The following is a 16,393-nucleotide window of genomic DNA, read 5'->3' as shown; positions in this document are numbered from 1 at the left end:
CAGCATATGAGTACATTAACACATCTGCATATTATGACTCGATCGGCACTTCTACATGGGTTTTGTCCCATTCCAGCACCAGCTTGCCGGGAGGCAGGGTGATGGTCAGCTTTTCTACGGGTTCGCCGCTGATGGTGGTGGCGGGTACCTTTACTTTCAAAACGTCCTTGTCCTTGATCTCGTCGTATTTATAAGCGCCCCATTGCTTTAATTCGCTGTTCAGGATAAAGGTCCACTCTTTTTCACCGGGGATGGTGAACAGGGTATAAGTGCCCGCCTTAACAGGTTTTCCTCCGAAGGTGGCGTCTTTGGCAAAGGTGATCTCGGTAGCTTCGTTAGCGCCGGTACGCCATACCTTGCCGTATTGTTCCAGTCCACCGAAAATAACGCGGCCCCGCTTGGAAGGTTGTCCGTAGCTTACTTTTACGTTTTCGCCTTCTGCGGTCACACGCGGGCTTTTCACCTGCTGTGCGCACGCTATACTGCCGGTGGTAGCCAGTATAGCCAGGAATAAGAAGATCTGTTTCATTGGTCAAATTTGTTTTGCAGAAAATTACACCTATTCAACTGAACAGCGGGTACCGTTCATCCAATTTTATAAACAGGTGTCCTGTTGCTAACGCATACCTTCGCAACGGGCTTTCAGCTCGGTAAGCCCCTGCTCTACCTGCGGCCCCATCAGCCGGTCCGCCATAAAGCCGCGGAATTTCCACCAGGGCAGCCAGCCCAGCCTCGTTTCCAGGTACCAGTGGATCACCGTGCTTTTTCCATTTTCCGAGGGTTTTATCTCCAGCCCGGAAAATACCGGTTTCATATCCTTGAATTCCATCTTGTAATACACGCCTTTGGCCGGATCGCTGCGCTGTATCGTCAGCTTGCCGGAAGAGCGGTCGTCAGCGGGGTTGGTCCAGGTGTACCAGGCGCCGGCGCCCTGCGAAGGCTCGGAGAACTGCAGGGATGGCCCGGCCTGCCGGGTCCAGGGATTCCATTGGGGCCAGGTCTTTAATTCGCTGATCTGGCTGTATACCACCGCTAACGGGGCGTCTATAACGCCGGAACGGTCTACCACCGCTTTGGACGGGAATAACAGCGAGAGCAGGAAAATAAGGACAGCAAAACTGATAACGCTTACCAGTAATAATTTTATAAAGCGCATGTTGAAAAAATTCCAAAATTCTAAATCCCATATTCCAAATCGTTGGATAGGTACAGCGAAAATAGCAGTTTTCCAATAGTTCCGGACGTATATACCCGGTTTTGGAATTTGAAATTTGGGTTTTGGAATTTGAAATTTCAAATTTATACCCGGGAGGCCTCTTCCAGTTTATGCAGCCCCCGCTCAAAATCGCGCCCGATCCATTTATCCATCATCAGCCCCATAAACTTGCGGGCGGGATGCTGCCCGATGGCTACTTCCATGCCCCAGGTAACGCGGGTACGGTCGCCGGCAGGTTCAAAACGGAAATACCCCTTGCTGGCTCCCTGCTCCATAAAATTGATATGCAGGGCAATATATTCGTAAGGACGGGATTCTGTAATGATAAGGCTGCCGCGCCCCACGTTGCGCTTCTTACTCTCCCAACTGTAGCTGGCGCCGGCCCCGCTTTCCTTCTCGCCATACACGATCTTCATGGCGGGGTCCAACTGGTGCCAGGGCGACCACCGCTCCCAGTTACGGATCGTATCCACTTCCCGGAAGATCACTTCGGGCCGTGCAACCATCAGTAAGGCTCTTTCGATCTTTAAGCGGGAAGGCAGGTAAAGGGAAAAAACGAAGAGGCCCAGTATCAGCATAGCCAAAGCGCCCAGGATAATGTACAGGACTTGCATGCAGCCAAATTAAGAAAAAAAGGTGATAATCGGCCGTTTACTCCCACTTGAACACCCGGATGGTAACGGCGTAAATGATCACGCCCCAGAGTGTAAGCACGCCCAGTTCCAGTCCCACATTCCACAAATGCAGCCCCTCAAAGGCCACCTTGCGGAAAGCGTCGTTCAGGTAAGTGAGCGGCATCATGCGGCATACCGGCTGCAGCCAGGAAGGCAGCGCGTCTACTGAAAAGAAAGTGCCGGCCAGCAGGAACTGCGGCATGCTGATCACGTTGGCAATAGGCGGTATGGTGCTTTCATTGCGGGCTACGCTGCTCACCAGGAAACCGAAGCCCATGAACACCACCAGCCCGAACAGCGAGAGGATCAGCATTTCAATAAAAGTAACAAAACCATGCACCAGCGTAAAACCGAAGGCAAAATGCCCCAGCCCGATGATCACGATGGCGCCAAAGAGCTGGAACAGCAGGCGGGAAAAGGTTTCGCCCAGTATAATGTGCGTGCGCTTTACCGGCGTGGCGAAGAAACGTTTCAATACCAGTGTTTGCCGCAGGCTGAAGAAAAGAAAAGCAGTGCCGAATACGGCGGCGCTCAGCAGGGAAAAGCCCAGCATACCGGGCAATATAAAGTCAATGGTCTTGTAAGCGCGGCCCGGCACTACCACGCTGCTGAGGTGCGCCACTGAAGGGCGCTGGTAAAAGCGGTCATCTATGCGGTTGATCACATCCGTCAGGATAGAGCGGAATACGTGTATCTTGTCTACGCCGGCAGTGGAGGAACGAACGCTAACTTCGTAAGCGGGTACAGCGCCCTGCCCGGGCCGGTCAGTAATATTTACAATGGCGGTAATACGCCCTTTGATCATATCGTCCTCCATCTCGGCCGGCGGCTCCTGTACCAGCTTGATGGTATTCACGGCCGCCAGTCCCCGGTAGATGTAGCTGCCGGTGTCCGCACCCGGGGCCACTCCCACTTTTACCGTTACGCTGCTCCTACCGATAAAACCGAATACCAGGATAAATACCAAAGGAAAACCTATACTGAACGCCACGGTGGATGGGCTTCTGAAGATTGACCGCAGGCTGGCTTTTGTAATGGCCAGCATGGCCCTCCACTGACTGTACTGCACCGCCATAAATATGATCTGCTTTTAGAAAAATCGCGTAAAGCTAAGGAGTAATGCGCGGATGTGCAAATATGCCCCTTACCGGATGATCATATCAAACGGCAACCGGGCCTGCACTTCGCCGCACATTTCCTGCAGGCGCTTTACCTGGCGGTACAGGGAATACTGTTCGCCCAGCTCCTGTTTTACCATGCTGGTGCGCACATCATTGCCCAGGGTTTTCATCAGCTTCTCCAGCGGGGCCTTTACTGCCGGGTACTCGCGCAGGCGGTAAGAGGAGGACACTTTTGCCATACGGGCGGCGCAGGCAACGGCTTCGTTCACGCCTCCCAGCCGGTCTACCAGGCCTAACTGCTGCGCCTGTACGCCGCTCCACACGCGCCCCTGTGCAATGCTGTCCACTACGGCGGGGCTCAGCTTGCGGCCGGCTATTACCCTGGCTTTAAAGGTGCTGTAAATGCTGTCAATGGCGTTCTGGACAAACTTCCTTTCCGTTTCGGTCAGCGGGCGGGTGGCGGTGCCCAGGTCCGCATACTGCCCGGTCTTTACCCCGTCAAAGGTGATGCCCAGTTTATTCTTGAAGAAGTTCTGCAGGTTCGGCAGCAGGGCAAACACCCCGATGGAGCCGGTCAGCGTATTGGGCTGGGCAAAAATGGAGTCCGCCATGCAGGAAATATAATACCCGCCGCTGGCGGCGTAGTCGCCCATGGATACTACTACGGGCTTCACTTTTTTAGCCAGCTCCAGCTCCCGCCAGATGGTTTCGGAAGCCAGCGCGCTGCCGCCGGGAGAGTTCACCCGGAATACGATGGCTTTAATGCTTTTGTCCTCGCGCAGCTTGCGGATCTCCTGCAGGTATTTTTCGCTGCTGATCAGCACATCTTCATTCCCTTCATCGCTTACAATACTCCCCTGTGCATACAATACGGCGATCTTGTTCTCGCCGGAAGCATCGCGGTAATCTGCCGCGCTTTCATATTTGGCGAGGGACACAAAGTTGATGTCGGCATCTTTTTTCAGGCCCAGCTTTGCACGGAGCACTTCCATCACCTGGTCGTCATACTTCAGCCCGTCTACCAGCTTGTGGCTTAGCGCGTCCTGCGCGTTCTGTATCAGCCCCTGGTCCGCATAGCGGTGCAGGATAGCAGTGTCCAGCTTGCGCATGGCGCTGATGCCGGACAGGTAATGCCCGTACAGGTCGCCCAGGAAAGCGCTGGTCTGTATGCGGTTAGCCTCCGTCATTTTCGTTTCGCGGAACGGCTCGGTGGCGCTCTTGAACTTGCCGTCGTAGAATATCTGCGGCTGAATATCCAGCTTTTCCAAAGTGCCTTTTACATACATGATCTGGGTGGCAAACCCGGCAAAGTCCAGCCCTCCCTGCGGGTGCAGGAAGATCTTGTCTGCCGTGGAGGCCAGGTAGTAAGCCTGCTGGCTGATACCTTCCCCATACGCATATACGAATTTTTTGGATTTCCTGAACTCCAGCAGCGCCTTGCGCACTTCCTCAGTAGTGGCAAAGCCGTTGGGATTGCCGTTGGTTTTCAGGTAAATGCCTTTGATATTATCGTCCGTGGCGGCATGTTCTATCAAACGCACTACATCATACAACCCGGGTATTTCGTTGGCCTCCCCGTGGAGCAGGGCATTGAGCGGGTTCACTATTTTTTGCTCCGCATAAGGCTGGCTGGTTTCTATCACCAGCACGCCGTTAGGGTCTATCACTACCTTTTCCGGGGAGAGGGCCTTGCCTGCTATCCCGAGCAGGATCAGGAAACCGATAACGAAGAAGATCACCAATGCCAGCAGGGAAGCCAGGAAGAATTTTAAAAAACTACGCATAAAATATACATTAGAATATCAAATGTAAAATGCTGAATATAAAACACAAAAGGGAGAAAGAGGAAGGGAAAAGTGGCGCGAGTTTATTTTCTTCTTTTGCGGTTTTTTCCTTTCTTCCTGTTCCTTTTTCCCCTTTTACATTTGAAATTTTACATTTTCAAATGTACGGAATATGGCTACTTTTGCGCCGATAAATATACATGAATACAGCAATATTACTTATAGGTGGCAATTTGGGGAACCGTACCCAACACCTGCAAGAGGCGGCAGCGCTCATCGGTCAGCAGGCCGGAAAAGTGATAAAAGCATCGGCGCTTTATGAGACCGCTCCCTGGGGAAACGTACAGCAGCCGGACTACCTGAACCAGGCGCTGCAGATCAGCACCCCGCTGAGCCCCCTGCCCCTCCTGCATACCCTGCTGAAAATAGAACGGGACATTGGCCGCATCCGCCAGGAAAAATGGGGCGCCCGCGTGATAGACATTGACATCATCTTTTATGACGACCAGGTCATTTCCCTGCCGGAACTGAAGCTGCCGCACCCGCGCATGCAGCACCGCCAGTTTGTGCTGGTGCCGCTCAACGAGATATTGCCGGACTGGGAGCACCCGGTGCTGCACCAGCCCATCCGCACCCTGCTGGCCAATTGTAAAGATGAAAGCCCGGTACGGAAACTGGCTGTCAGCAATTAACATTAAAAATGAACTACCGGTTTATCACCATAGAAGGAAACATCGGGGCCGGCAAAACCACCCTGGCGCACATGCTGGCGCGGCATTTTAACGCCCGGCTGATACTGGAAGCGTTTGCCGACAACCCCTTTCTGCCGAAATTCTATGAAAAACCCCGGGAGTACGCTTTCCCGCTGGAGCTGTTCTTTATGGCGGAGCGCTACAAGCAGCTAAAGGAAATGCTGCAAACGCAGGACCTCTTCAGCGACCTGGTGGTGTCCGATTACCTGTTCGTCAAAAGCCTGCTCTTTGCCAAGATCAACCTGCCGGAGGAAGAGTACAACCTTTACCAGAAACTGTTCGATATCATCAACCCGCAACTGGTACAGCCAGACCTGCTGATCTACCTGAACGCGCCCGTTTCCAGGCTGCAGGAGAACATCCGGAAACGCAACCGCTCCTATGAGCAGCAGATCGGGGACGACTACCTGGAGAAAGTGCAGCGCATGTACACCCAATACCTCAGGCAGCACGCCGTGCGCACCCTGATGATAGACACTACCAAAACGGATTTCCTGGGAGAACCGGCCCACTTTCAGCTACTGCTGCAGGCGCTGGAAAAAGACTATGCTCCGGGCATACATTACCTGGAAGTGAATAGTGAAAAGTGATCCGCGAAGGATTACATTTTACTCCTTATGCTACTGGCGGCTATCCACCCGCTTGTCCAGGCATGCTGGAAATTAAAGCCGCCGGTGATCCCGTCCACATCCATCACTTCCCCTGCAAAGAACAGGTTGGGCGCTATTTTGCTTTCCATGGTAGCGGGGTTGATCCCGGGTAAGGCAATCCCCCCGCAGGTCACAAATTCTTCCTTGAAAGTAGTTTTCCCCTGCACGGCCAGCTCCATGCCCGACAGGTTTTTCACCAGCAGGTGCTGGGCTTTTGCGGGCAGGTCTGCCCAGCGGGTTTCCTCCTCCACGCCGGATTGCTGCAACAGGAACTGCCACAGCCGCTGCGGCAGCTCAAAGGGGTTGCGGAGGTACATTTTTTGCCCGCCCTGGGAAAAGCGCAGCTCCTGCAATGCATCGCGCAGGCTTTGCTCATGGTAGGCCGGCACCCAGTTCACCAGGGCGGTAAACCGGTACTGTAATCCCTGCAGCTCCCGGGCGCCCCAGGCGGAGAGCCGCAACACAGCCGGTCCGCTCAGCCCCCAGTGCGTGATCAGCACCGGGCCCCGCTCCTGCAGTTTGGTGCCGGCCACCTTCACCTGCGCGGCCGGTACGCTCACCCCCATCAGCGCCGTAAGCGGATGGCCCGGCACATTGAAGGTGAACAATGAAGGCGCAGGTGCCATCACTTCGTGGCCGGTAGCCTGCAGCCAATCAAATTTTGCCGCCTGCGCATACCCGCCTGCCGCCACGCAGAGGTAATCCGCCTCCAGGGGAGCGCCCTGCTGCAGGCGTACCTGCCAGCGCCCGCCGGGTAAAGGTTCCAGCGCGGCCACCTCCTGGTGCAACATTACTTTTACTTTATGCTGGTCTGCTTCCCTCAGCAGGCAGTCGATAATGGTCTGGGAGTTGTCCGTTACCGGGAACATGCGGCCGTCGGCCTCCGTTTTCAGCGTCACGCCCCTTGCTGCAAACCAGTCAATCGTATCCGGCACGAAGAAATGCCCGAACGCCTTTTTTACGAAATGCTGTCCCCGGGGATAATGCCGGGCCATGTAGGAAATGTCTGGCGCGGCATGCGTTACATTACAACGCCCGCCGCCGGACACCTTTACCTTGGACAGGAGCTTGCCGGTTTTTTCCAGCAGCAGCACCTCCAGTTGCGGGCACATACGGGCCGCATTCACCGCGCAGAAAAAGCCTGCTGCGCCGCCACCGATCACGATGAGTCTCTTTTCCATAAAAAAATATCCAGCCTGCGGATGTAGGAACAGGCACGCCTGTATAGCATCCTAAAATTTTCTTAAAACCAATGCGCAATAATAAGTAAACCCCTCGTATTCTTATATTGTATAAATTGTGCAGCATTATTTGCTAAACCATCGAGAATTAAATTTTTTTTCATGCAACACCTACGCACCCTTTTAAAGCTGTTGCGTTTGCAGTGGTGGCTCCCTGCCTGTGTACTGATCATTTTGTGCGCCTTTACATTTAAACCCGCCGATCACTGGTCCGACAGGATCGTGCAGGCGCTGGAAGAATTTGCGGGCCGTTACCCGCAGCAAAAGGTATACCTGCACCTGGATAAAGATTATTACGCCGCCGGGGAAACCGTGTGGTTCAAAGCCTATTTAACCCTGCAGGGCCTGCCGGACACCCGGGCGGCCAACCTGTACGTGGAGCTGCTGGACAAGAATGGCGCCCTCGTGCAAAAGAAGCTCTTCGCCGTGGGCAATGCCGGCGCAGCCGGGAATATAGACCTGCCGGAAACACAGAAGCCCGGCATGTACCAGATCAGGGCCTATACCTCCTGGATGCTGAACTTTGACCATAATTTCCTGTACTACCGTACCATAGAAGTGTTTGACCCGAGAAAGAACAACCCGGCCCCGCGCGACAGCGCCAGGGTAACGGACTTCTCCGTGCAGTTCTTTCCCGAAGGCGGTGACCTGATCAAGGGGCAGCCCAACCAGGTGGCCTTCAAGGCGGTGGATCAGAACGGTTATCCTATAGCCGTAAGCGGTAGTGTGCAGAACGGCAAGGGCGAAAAAGTAGCGGAGATCAGGACCATCCATGACGGCATGGGCGCATTTGACCTGGCGCCGCCGGCCGGCGCTACCTACCGCGCGCAGGTAAAGGCCGCCAACGGCCAGGAAAAGACCTTTGAGCTGCCCGCCGTGAAAACCAGCGGCGTGGGGCTGAAAGTATACAACCGCGGGCTGCGCGTGTTCTACCAGGCGCTGATCGCCAACCCGGAAGATACCGCGTATGACGACCTGGTGATCATCGGCCAGATGGGACAGCAACTGGTGTACAAGGCGCCGCTGAAAGTGTCCGAAGGCCGCATCAGCGGCTTTGTGCCTACGCAATACATGCCTTCCGGCATCATGCAGCTCACCCTGTTCAGCAAGCGCGGCGAGCCGCTGGCGGAAAGGCTGGCATTTGTCCGCAAAATGGACCTGCTGCCCCTGCACATTGAGGAAACGGACCTGGACAAGGAAGGACGCACCAAAAACACACTGATACTGAAAGTACCGGACTCCCTGTCCACGATCCTGTCCGTATCCGTAACGGATGCCGACCTGGTGCAGCAGGACCCGGACCAGAACAACATAGTTTCCAACCTGCTGCTCACCTCCGACCTGAAAGGATACATCCACAACCCGGCCTGGTATTTCAGGGACACCACGCAGGCCACCCTGCACGCGCTGGACCTGGTGATGATGACAAACGGCTGGCGGCGCTTCAGTTGGCAGCAGATCCTCAACAACCAGTTCCCGTCCACGCCCTTCGAATACGAGCAGGGCATCATGCTCAAAGGCACCGCCTTTACCAACAACGGGCGCTTCCAGCTCATGAACGGCAAGGTGGATTTCATCATCAAACAGGTAACAGACAGCTCCACGGTGATCGCCTCCGCGCCTACCAACGCCATGGGCGAGTTCTCCATTCCCAACCTGTCCTTCCTGGACACCGCGCTGGTATACTACCAGGGCAACGACCAGCAAAAGCGCTGGAAGGATGTTACCGTTAAATTCAATACCCACTTCTTCGAAAATACGGCGCCGGTTACCGTTGCCTACCCGCTGCGCCTGCCGCCCAAGCTGGATAACAGCGTGCTGAAGGACTACCTGGCCACTGCCGATGACGGCAACCGGGTAAGGCGCTCCATCAGCAGCCGGGCCATTCTCCTGCGGGAAGTGAACATCACCGAACGGAAGATACGCCAGGAGGAATCCCTGGAAAAACGCTACGCCACCGGGCTCTTTGCCGGCGGCGACGGCTATACGTTCGACATGACGAAGGAGAACAACAGCTACATGAACATCTTCCAGTACCTGCAGTCGCGCGTAGCCGGCCTGCAGATCACCGGCAACCTGAATGATCCCAGCCTGATGTGGCGCGGCGGCCGCCCGGCCCTGTACCTCAACGAAATGCCTTCAGACGCCAGCATGCTAAGCGGTATACCGGTAACGGATATTGCGATGGTGAAAGTGTTCCGCCCCCCCTTCATGGGCGGGTTTGGCGGCGCTAACGGCGCTATTGCCGTATATACGAAGAAAGGCGGCGAAGGCGGCGACGACAGCATGCGGGGCTTTGAGCTGTACCGGAAGCCGGGTTATGCCGTGGTGAAGGAGTTCTATTCACCGGACTATGCCTTGCACAAGGAGGTGCATTCCCTGCCGGACAAGCGGCTCACGCTGTACTGGAACCCGAACCTGCCGGTGGATACCCTTTCGCACACGGCCAGAATATCTTTTTATAACAATGACTTTACCACTCACTTCCGCGTAGTGGTGGAAGGCATCGGCGCCGATGGCAGCGTGGGTAGAGTGGAACAGGTTTATTAAGGGTTGGCTATATTTGTTCATCTAACCACTAATAGCTGTTTATGACGGATCATTCACCACTGTCTATCGCCATAGACATGGACGAAACCATTGCAGACCCGATCACCAAGGCACGGGAATGGTATTACCGTGATTATGGTAAAGTATTCTCCGAGGAAGAGCTCTGGGGCAAAACCCTTTCGGAAGCGCTGCCCGTAGACCATAAGGGAACGGTGCTGGAATACCTGAACACGCCCGGCTTTTTCCGGGACCTGCCCGTATTCCCGCACGCGCAGCGGGTGCTGGAGGAGCTGAACAAAAAGTATAAATTGTACATTGTTTCCGCCGCCATGGAGTTTCCCAACTCACTGAAGGATAAATACGAGTGGCTGATGGAGCACTTCCCCTTCCTTGGCTGGCGGCAGTTCTGCCTTTGCGGCGACAAAAGCCTGGTGCAAACGGATATTATGATAGACGATCTTACCCGCAACTTCACGCATTTCAGGGGTAAGCCCTACCTGTTCACCGGTCACCACAATGTGCACATAGAGGGCTATGACCGTATCCTGAACTGGGAAGATGCAGCGGTAAAACTGTTATAACTCATTGAATATATGATGCGCTTACCCAAATGCTTCCTGGCCGTCTGTATGGCCGGCTGGCTGCTGGGCCTGGCCTCCATGGCCCCGGATATAGTGGCTAAAATAAAGGAATACTACGGCAAAGGCGTGCGCGCATTCATCATCATCGGGCATAGCCAGGGTGGCGCCATTGCGTTCCTGCTGCGCTCTTACCTGCAATACATGGATGATCCCGCATTTCCGAAGGACATTGTCTTCAAGACCTATTGCAGCGCGGCGCCCAAACCGGGGAACCTGTACTACGCGTATGACTTTGATTATATTACCCGGGGAGGATGGGGTTTCAGGGTAGTGAGCACCCGGGACTGGGTGCCGGAAACGCCCTTTTCATTGCAGACCACCAGCGATTTTACGGCGGTCAATCCATTTGCGGATGTAAAGAAACGGACCCGCCAGCAAAAGCTCATGGCGCGCCTGGCCATCAACTATATGTATGGGCGGCTCAACCGCGCTTCCAGGAGGGCCAGCCGCCGCATGCAGCGGATACTGGGAAAACTGGCCTATAAACAGGTGCGTAAGTCCGTGCCGGGATATGCCAGGCCGGATTTTGTGAACAGCCACCACTATATGCCGGCCGGCTCACCGGTCATACTCTACGCCGGCAAGGACTATGATGAGCAATTCCCTTACGATGGCAAAAATGTTTTTGTGCATCACATGTTCCCGCCTTATCTGTACCTGCTGAAACAACAATACAAGATGGACTAATATGCAAATGTGCAGGTGAATTTCCTTTCACCTGCACATCGCACGTCAGCACATTAAATTACCGCTGCCGCCCACCGCCACCGCGGCCGCCACGGTCCTTCCTCATCTCTTCCATCGCTGCGGTGTACTTCGTGTACTGGTCTTCGCTCAGGAAACCTTTGATCTTCGCATCGCGGTCGTCCATCAGTTTCTTAAAGGCGGAACGGTCGGGGCGGTTGCCGCTTTCGCGGGCTTCCTGCCGCATTTTGTCCATGCTCTTATAGAACTCGGTGTAGGCTTCGCTGAACTTTGTTTGCTGGTCCTCCTTCAGGGACAGTTCGGGCGTCATTTTGTCCATGGTCATCTTTACCCTTTCTTCCACGGTACGGCGCTGCATACCGCCCTGCGCCTGGATGGTCATATGGCCTGCCAGTAAAAAGGCCAGTGCTAAAAAGATCCTGTTTTTCATGATTGTAATGTTTATTGTAAATAAATGACGGAAAACATGTTGAAGCATTACCTCCGTATCCGGCGGATACGCAGGCTGTCACGGTCCCGGCGGAATGGTGCGGACATCTTGTACACCACCTGGTGTATCAGCGAGTCAAATGCCGGCCGCTGGGAAGCGTTGCACAGGTTGCGCACCTGCTGGAAATGATGGAACGTTTGCAGGTCAATGGCCGCCTGCCTGCGCCCGATAAGCGCCGCCGCGTTTTGCAGCGCGGAATCCGTTGCCTCCGGCCGGTACAGCATCCGGTAAAAGCTGTCCTTGGCATTGCGCATATCGGTCATCAGCGGCCTCATTTTGGTCCAGTGCCGGCTGCGCAGCTCCTGGTAGGCATTTACCTGCTGGGGGGAGAATCCCACTTTCTCCTCCAGTACCTTCACAAAAACCTGCCTTCCCTTTATGTTGCGCGTAAAGCGCCCGCCGGGCGATTTCAGGTTCAGGAAGAACAGCAGCATGCCGATATTGGTCAGCAGCAGCACGCCCACTATGATCAGTAATACCTTGTTTTTAGCTATGGCCATTGTCACTCCGTTTTATCAGTGTTGTCATAAAAAGTGGGCACCTCCAGGCGGTACTCCTCTGCAAATGCCTGCAGCGATGCCTGGTCCGTGCCGTCCGCCAGCTTTTCGACCTGGCGCACCACGATAATGCTGTTCAGCAGCAGGATGAGGAGCAGCCCGGTAATGGCCACTGCGGGACGGGCTATCCAGCCCGTAGCGCGCTCCCAGGCGCTACTGCTTTTCTGTTGCAAACGGGTCTGCAGGCGGGTAAAGAAGAAATCCCCCGCGCTGGCCCTGCCGGCGCCATCCAGGCTGCGCATAATCGCCTCTATTTCCTGTTGTTTGTCTTTCTTTTTCACGACTTTTTTTTTATATCGTCCTCTATCCTACTTCTTACCTCCTACTTCCTACTTCCTACTTCCTACTTCCTATCTCCCGCCTCCTGTTCATTAGACGTTTTTTCCTGTCAAAACCTTTGCTATTCCTGCTCATTCCTGTAATATTTTTCCAGCAGTTTCCGCAGGTTGTTCCGCGCCCGGTGCAGCAGGCCTTCTATAGTGGCCTGGCTCATCTGCATCACCTCTCCGATCTCCTTCGCGGGCAACCCTTCCAGCTTATGCAGCACAAATACCGCCTTTTGCCGGTCCGGCAACTGCTCCAGCGCTTTGAACAGCACGGCCGCCCTTTCCTTATTGTCCAGCAATACGCCGGGATGATGAAAGTCCGCTGCAGCGGCCACTGTTTCCTGCTGCTCGCCAAACAGGCTGTACACCACGGCCCAGCGCTTTTTCCTGTGCTGCTTCTTCACATGATCCAGCGCTTTGGTCACTGCAATGCGGTACAGCCAGGTAGAGAGCTTTGCCTCTCCCCGGAAAGTGCCGATGGACTGGTACACCTGTACAAATACTTCCTGCGCTACATCTTCCGCGTCCGCTTCGTGCTGGATAATGCCCAACGCCGTATTGTACACCATGTCCCGGAAGGTTTCCACCAGCTCTTTAAAAGCGGTTGCATCACCCTGTTTTAGCGCTTCCGTTAAATGCTGATCCGTGAACCTGTTCAAATTGCTCAATTTTGACTACTTTATGGCATTCCCGCTCCTCCGCCCGGTCTCATCATCCCGGGAGGCGGCCCTTCGCCCGGCCTGCGGAACAGCCCGTCAGGGCGGCGGAACCTTTCCTCATCCCCTTCCGGTTCCGAAGCTGCTTTATTGGTCTTGAAGTTCTTTATCTTATAAGTAAATGTAAGCATAAAGTACTGCTGCAACACCTGCGTCTGCACATCCTCCACATAGGTCTCCGTATTGGTGCGCGTAATGCTGCGGTTCTGGTTCAGCAGGTCAAATACGCTTACCCGCAGCTCTCCACGCTGCCCTTTCAGGAACTTCTTACCGGCGCTCACATTCCACAGCCAGTACTGCTGGTTGAACCCGTCTGTAAGGCCGCTGTACAACTGGTTGGTGAGGTCGTTGGAGAACACCCAGCCGTTCTTCGACAACAGGTTCAGCCGCAGGCCGGCGGCCTGGGAGAAATAGGTATTGTTCAGCGTAGGCTGTATGCTGTTCTTCAGGTCATTGAAATTAGCGGAATACGAAACGGTGAAGTCTACGTATTCACTGATATTGCTGGAAAACACGGCGCCCAGGTTATAGTTGTAGCTGTTGGCCGTGTTCATCACATTGTTGATGACGCCCGGCGTGCGCGCCCAGGTAAAGCCGGCATTCCAGTTCAGGTTGGTCTTGATGAACTGCAGCGGCACGCCAAAGGTCAGGAAGGAGCGCACGCTCCAGTAGCCATCCACGTTGATGGGCTTGGACAACTGCGATCCCCGGTACAGGGTAACCGTAGGCGTTAGTACGGAGTCCTGCGATGCCACATAGGTGGCGTTGCTCACGTAGTCCTGCGTGTTCTGCAGGAATACATTGGCAAAGAAGCTCAGCCCCTTGCCGGGATTGGTAAAGCTGTAACGGCTGATCAGCAGGTGCGTGGACTGTTGCTGCAGGTCTGGGTTACCGGTGGAGATGAACAGCGGGTTGCTGTTATTGATCACGTTTTGCAACTGGCTGATAGAGGGCTCACTGGTAGAGGCCCGGTAGATCAGGCGCAGGCGGCTGTTGGTGGAAAACCGGTAATGCATCATGGCATTGGGCAGCAGGTTGCTGAAGGTGCGGTGCACGGTAGTGCTAAGCGGGAACACCTGGTTGCTGTTCAGCTCAGAATACTGGTAAGACAGTCCCAGGGCCAACATTTTGTCCCGGTTGCCCACCCGGTAGGTAAGGCCCGCGCGCTGCGCCTGGTAGGTGTTGTCAAACACGTTGGACAGGCTGGTATCCGGTATCGCGTACTTGCCGCTGGCATCGTCAAACAAAAAGGTTTGCTGGTCCGCGTTGTTCTTTGACCAGCTCGGGTTGTAGTTCACCTGCAACTGACCGCTCCTGCCCACCGGCTCCGTATAGGCAATGTTGGCCGAGAGCTGGTAGCCGTTGCTTTGCGGGCTGGACTGCTGCCGGGTGGAATCGTCCAGGCCCGTCTGCCCCTTATAATAGGTATTGAACGCTTCCACGTTGCGCTGCCCGTCCTTGTCATTGGCGCTGAAGTTCAGCCCCAGGGAAATGGTCCTGCCTCTTTTAGGGAAGGCATGACGGAACAGGATGCCGTTATTGGCATTAAAGCCGGATGTATTGCTGGTCTGCAAATTGTCCGAGCGGCTCAGCAGGCTGCCATCCGCAAAGGAGTTGATCCCGTTGGTCTGCGAAAAAGCGTCATACTTTTGAAAGCTCACGCCGGGCGTAAAGATCAGCATGTTGGCGGAGTCTATCTTATATTCAATACGCAGGTTGATGCGGTGGTTGTAATTGGTATTGTCCGTCAATTGCTTTTCATCATAGAACTGGCTGGAATCGGCGCTGAGGAAGGTTTCCCGGTTGGTCAACTGGTCGTTCTGGTTGTTGGTGTTGTTAAAAAAATAGCTGCCGCTCACGGATACCTTTTCGCCCCACTGGTCGGAAAAATTGATACCGAAGGAATTGGTCCTGGTGATGCCGTCCTGCTGCCCTACCAGGAAATTGCCGGCCGCGCCGCCGCCAAAGCCGCCACGGCCACCACCGCCACGCATGCGCCGGCCGCCGCTGCTGTTGCTGATCGCGCCCAGCAGGTCCTGGGTGGCGAAGTTCTGCTGGTTAATGTTGTTCGCCAGTCCGATGATGGAGATCCGCCGGTCGCCGTTGAACAGGCTGATGTTGCCGCCTGCCATATAACGGTCGTCCGTGCCATAGCCGGCAAACACTTTCCCGAACTGTGAATTTCGTATACCGCCCCGCGTTACAATGTTGATGGTCTTGGAGGTATTGCCGTCATCAAAGCCGGTAAACTGCGCCTGGTCGCTCAGCTTGTCAAACACCTCTATCTTGTCTATCACTTCGGAAGGCAGGTTGCGCAAGGCCAGGGTAGCGTCTTCCCCGAAATATTCCTTGCCGTCCAGCAGCACTTTCTTCACATCTTCGCCCTGGGCTTTTACGGTCCCACCTTCCACGGTAATGCCCGGCATCTTCTTCACCAGGTCTTCGGCGGTGGCGTCCGGGTTGGTTTTATACGCGCTGGCGTTGTAGGAAAGCGTATCGCCCTTCTGCTGCACAGGCGGGATAAGGCCCTCCACCGTAACGCTTTTCAGGGTAGTGGACCCTCTTTCCAGGTACAGTATGCCGGCGTCCTGCGTGCCCGGCCCCAGGCGGATGGTCCGGGTCATTTCCTTATAGCCCAGGAAGGACACGGTAAGCCGGTATACCTGCGGTGACAGGTGCTCAAAGGTAAATGCGCCCCGGGCATCAGTCACCATGCCGGCCACCCGGCTGGTATCGCCTGCAGCCGTAAGCTTTACCGTGGCGCCGGGCAGGGGAAACTTTTCCTGTCCGTCCTGCAGTATGCCTTTTAACGAAAGGTCCTGCGCCCACAGCGCGGGCGCTGCGGCCAGTATAAAGAATACCAGTAAGGTGCTACGTTGTATCATTGTATCATAGTTGAACATGCTACCTTATTGGACGACAAAGTAAGACAGAACCTTCGCGGTCATGGAAAAAAAACAGGCTATCCGC

At 54.8% G+C, this 16,393-nt stretch carries 16 protein-coding genes; 5 read left to right on the top strand and 11 right to left on the bottom strand.

Translation table 11 applies throughout. From position 1 onward, the window contains the following. Positions 1–31: 31 nt before the first annotated feature. The 5 genes from LX66_RS15040 to sppA form a co-directional block, all read right to left on the bottom strand. Entirely contained in the window at positions 32–529 is a 498-nt protein-coding gene (locus tag LX66_RS15040) for a DUF2911 domain-containing protein (protein WP_145714911.1), read from the bottom strand. Between the two features lie 87 nt (positions 530–616). After that, positions 617–1,156 carry an SRPBCC family protein gene (locus tag LX66_RS15035; protein ID WP_145714909.1) on the bottom strand — a complete coding sequence of 180 codons (540 nt, stop codon included), beginning with the start codon at positions 1,154–1,156 and terminating at the stop codon, positions 617–619. Between the two features lie 143 nt (positions 1,157–1,299). Then, positions 1,300–1,830 carry an SRPBCC family protein gene (locus LX66_RS15030; RefSeq protein ID WP_145714907.1) on the bottom strand — a complete coding sequence of 177 codons (531 nt, stop codon included), beginning with the start codon at positions 1,828–1,830 and terminating at the stop codon, positions 1,300–1,302. 37 nt (positions 1,831–1,867) lie between these two features. Next, positions 1,868–2,965, bottom strand: coding sequence for an ABC transporter permease (locus LX66_RS15025; protein WP_145714905.1), 1,098 nt, complete (start codon positions 2,963–2,965; stop codon positions 1,868–1,870). 69 nt (positions 2,966–3,034) lie between these two features. Then, entirely contained in the window at positions 3,035–4,795 is a 1,761-nt protein-coding gene (sppA, locus tag LX66_RS15020; RefSeq protein WP_145714903.1) for a signal peptide peptidase SppA, read from the bottom strand. Between the two features lie 200 nt (positions 4,796–4,995). Between sppA and folK the strand changes: the two genes are divergently transcribed. Together folK and LX66_RS15010 are read left to right on the top strand one after the other, a co-directional pair. Continuing rightward, a complete protein-coding gene (folK, locus tag LX66_RS15015; protein WP_145714901.1) occupies positions 4,996–5,487 on the top strand; it encodes a 2-amino-4-hydroxy-6-hydroxymethyldihydropteridine diphosphokinase in 492 nt (163 codons plus the stop codon). A gap of 8 nt (positions 5,488–5,495) precedes the next feature. After that, a complete protein-coding gene (locus LX66_RS15010; protein WP_145714899.1) occupies positions 5,496–6,137 on the top strand; it encodes a deoxynucleoside kinase in 642 nt (213 codons plus the stop codon). An 11-nt stretch (positions 6,138–6,148) separates the two neighbouring features. On the opposite strand, the gene LX66_RS15005 is transcribed toward LX66_RS15010, so the two are convergent. After that, positions 6,149–7,378: a BaiN/RdsA family NAD(P)/FAD-dependent oxidoreductase gene (locus LX66_RS15005; RefSeq protein ID WP_145714897.1), complete on the bottom strand. Its 1,230-nt coding sequence runs from the start codon at positions 7,376–7,378 to the stop codon at positions 6,149–6,151. Between the two features lie 162 nt (positions 7,379–7,540). On the opposite strand from LX66_RS15005, the gene LX66_RS15000 reads away from it, so the two are divergent. The 3 genes from LX66_RS15000 to LX66_RS14990 are packed head-to-tail and all read left to right on the top strand — an operon-like array spanning position 7,541 to position 11,316. Further along, entirely contained in the window at positions 7,541–9,988 is a 2,448-nt protein-coding gene (locus tag LX66_RS15000) for an MG2 domain-containing protein (protein ID WP_145714895.1), read from the top strand. Positions 9,989–10,029: 41 nt separating this feature from the next. Further along, a complete protein-coding gene (locus LX66_RS14995) occupies positions 10,030–10,569 on the top strand; it encodes a 5' nucleotidase, NT5C type (RefSeq protein ID WP_145714893.1) in 540 nt (179 codons plus the stop codon). A 12-nt stretch (positions 10,570–10,581) separates the two neighbouring features. Next, positions 10,582–11,316, top strand: a complete 735-nt coding sequence (locus tag LX66_RS14990; RefSeq protein WP_145714891.1) for a lipase family protein — start codon at positions 10,582–10,584, stop codon at positions 11,314–11,316. 58 nt (positions 11,317–11,374) lie between these two features. Here the strand turns inward: LX66_RS14990 and LX66_RS14985 are convergent, their stop codons facing one another. From LX66_RS14985 to LX66_RS14965, 5 genes are all read right to left on the bottom strand, one after another. After that, entirely contained in the window at positions 11,375–11,764 is a 390-nt protein-coding gene (locus LX66_RS14985) for a hypothetical protein (RefSeq protein ID WP_145714889.1), read from the bottom strand. Between the two features lie 47 nt (positions 11,765–11,811). Continuing rightward, positions 11,812–12,324: a periplasmic heavy metal sensor gene (locus LX66_RS14980; protein WP_145714887.1), complete on the bottom strand. Its 513-nt coding sequence runs from the start codon at positions 12,322–12,324 to the stop codon at positions 11,812–11,814. Positions 12,325–12,326: 2 nt separating this feature from the next. Beyond that, complete coding sequence (locus LX66_RS14975) at positions 12,327–12,662, bottom strand: hypothetical protein (protein WP_145714885.1); 336 nt, start codon at positions 12,660–12,662, stop codon at positions 12,327–12,329. A gap of 119 nt (positions 12,663–12,781) precedes the next feature. Beyond that, a complete protein-coding gene (locus tag LX66_RS14970; RefSeq protein ID WP_145714883.1) occupies positions 12,782–13,366 on the bottom strand; it encodes an RNA polymerase sigma factor in 585 nt (194 codons plus the stop codon). A gap of 20 nt (positions 13,367–13,386) precedes the next feature. Next, positions 13,387–16,308 (bottom strand): TonB-dependent receptor, encoded by a 2,922-nt coding sequence (locus tag LX66_RS14965; RefSeq protein WP_145714880.1) that lies wholly within the window; start codon positions 16,306–16,308, stop codon positions 13,387–13,389. Positions 16,309–16,393: the final 85 nt, after the last annotated feature.

Origin of the sequence: Chitinophaga japonensis, from assembly GCF_007830125.1 — a bacterium.
Classification (GTDB): Bacteria; Bacteroidota; Bacteroidia; order Chitinophagales; family Chitinophagaceae; genus Chitinophaga; species Chitinophaga japonensis.
Note: the sequence above shows the minus strand (reverse complement) of the source record. Positions and strands in the feature narration are given on the sequence as shown.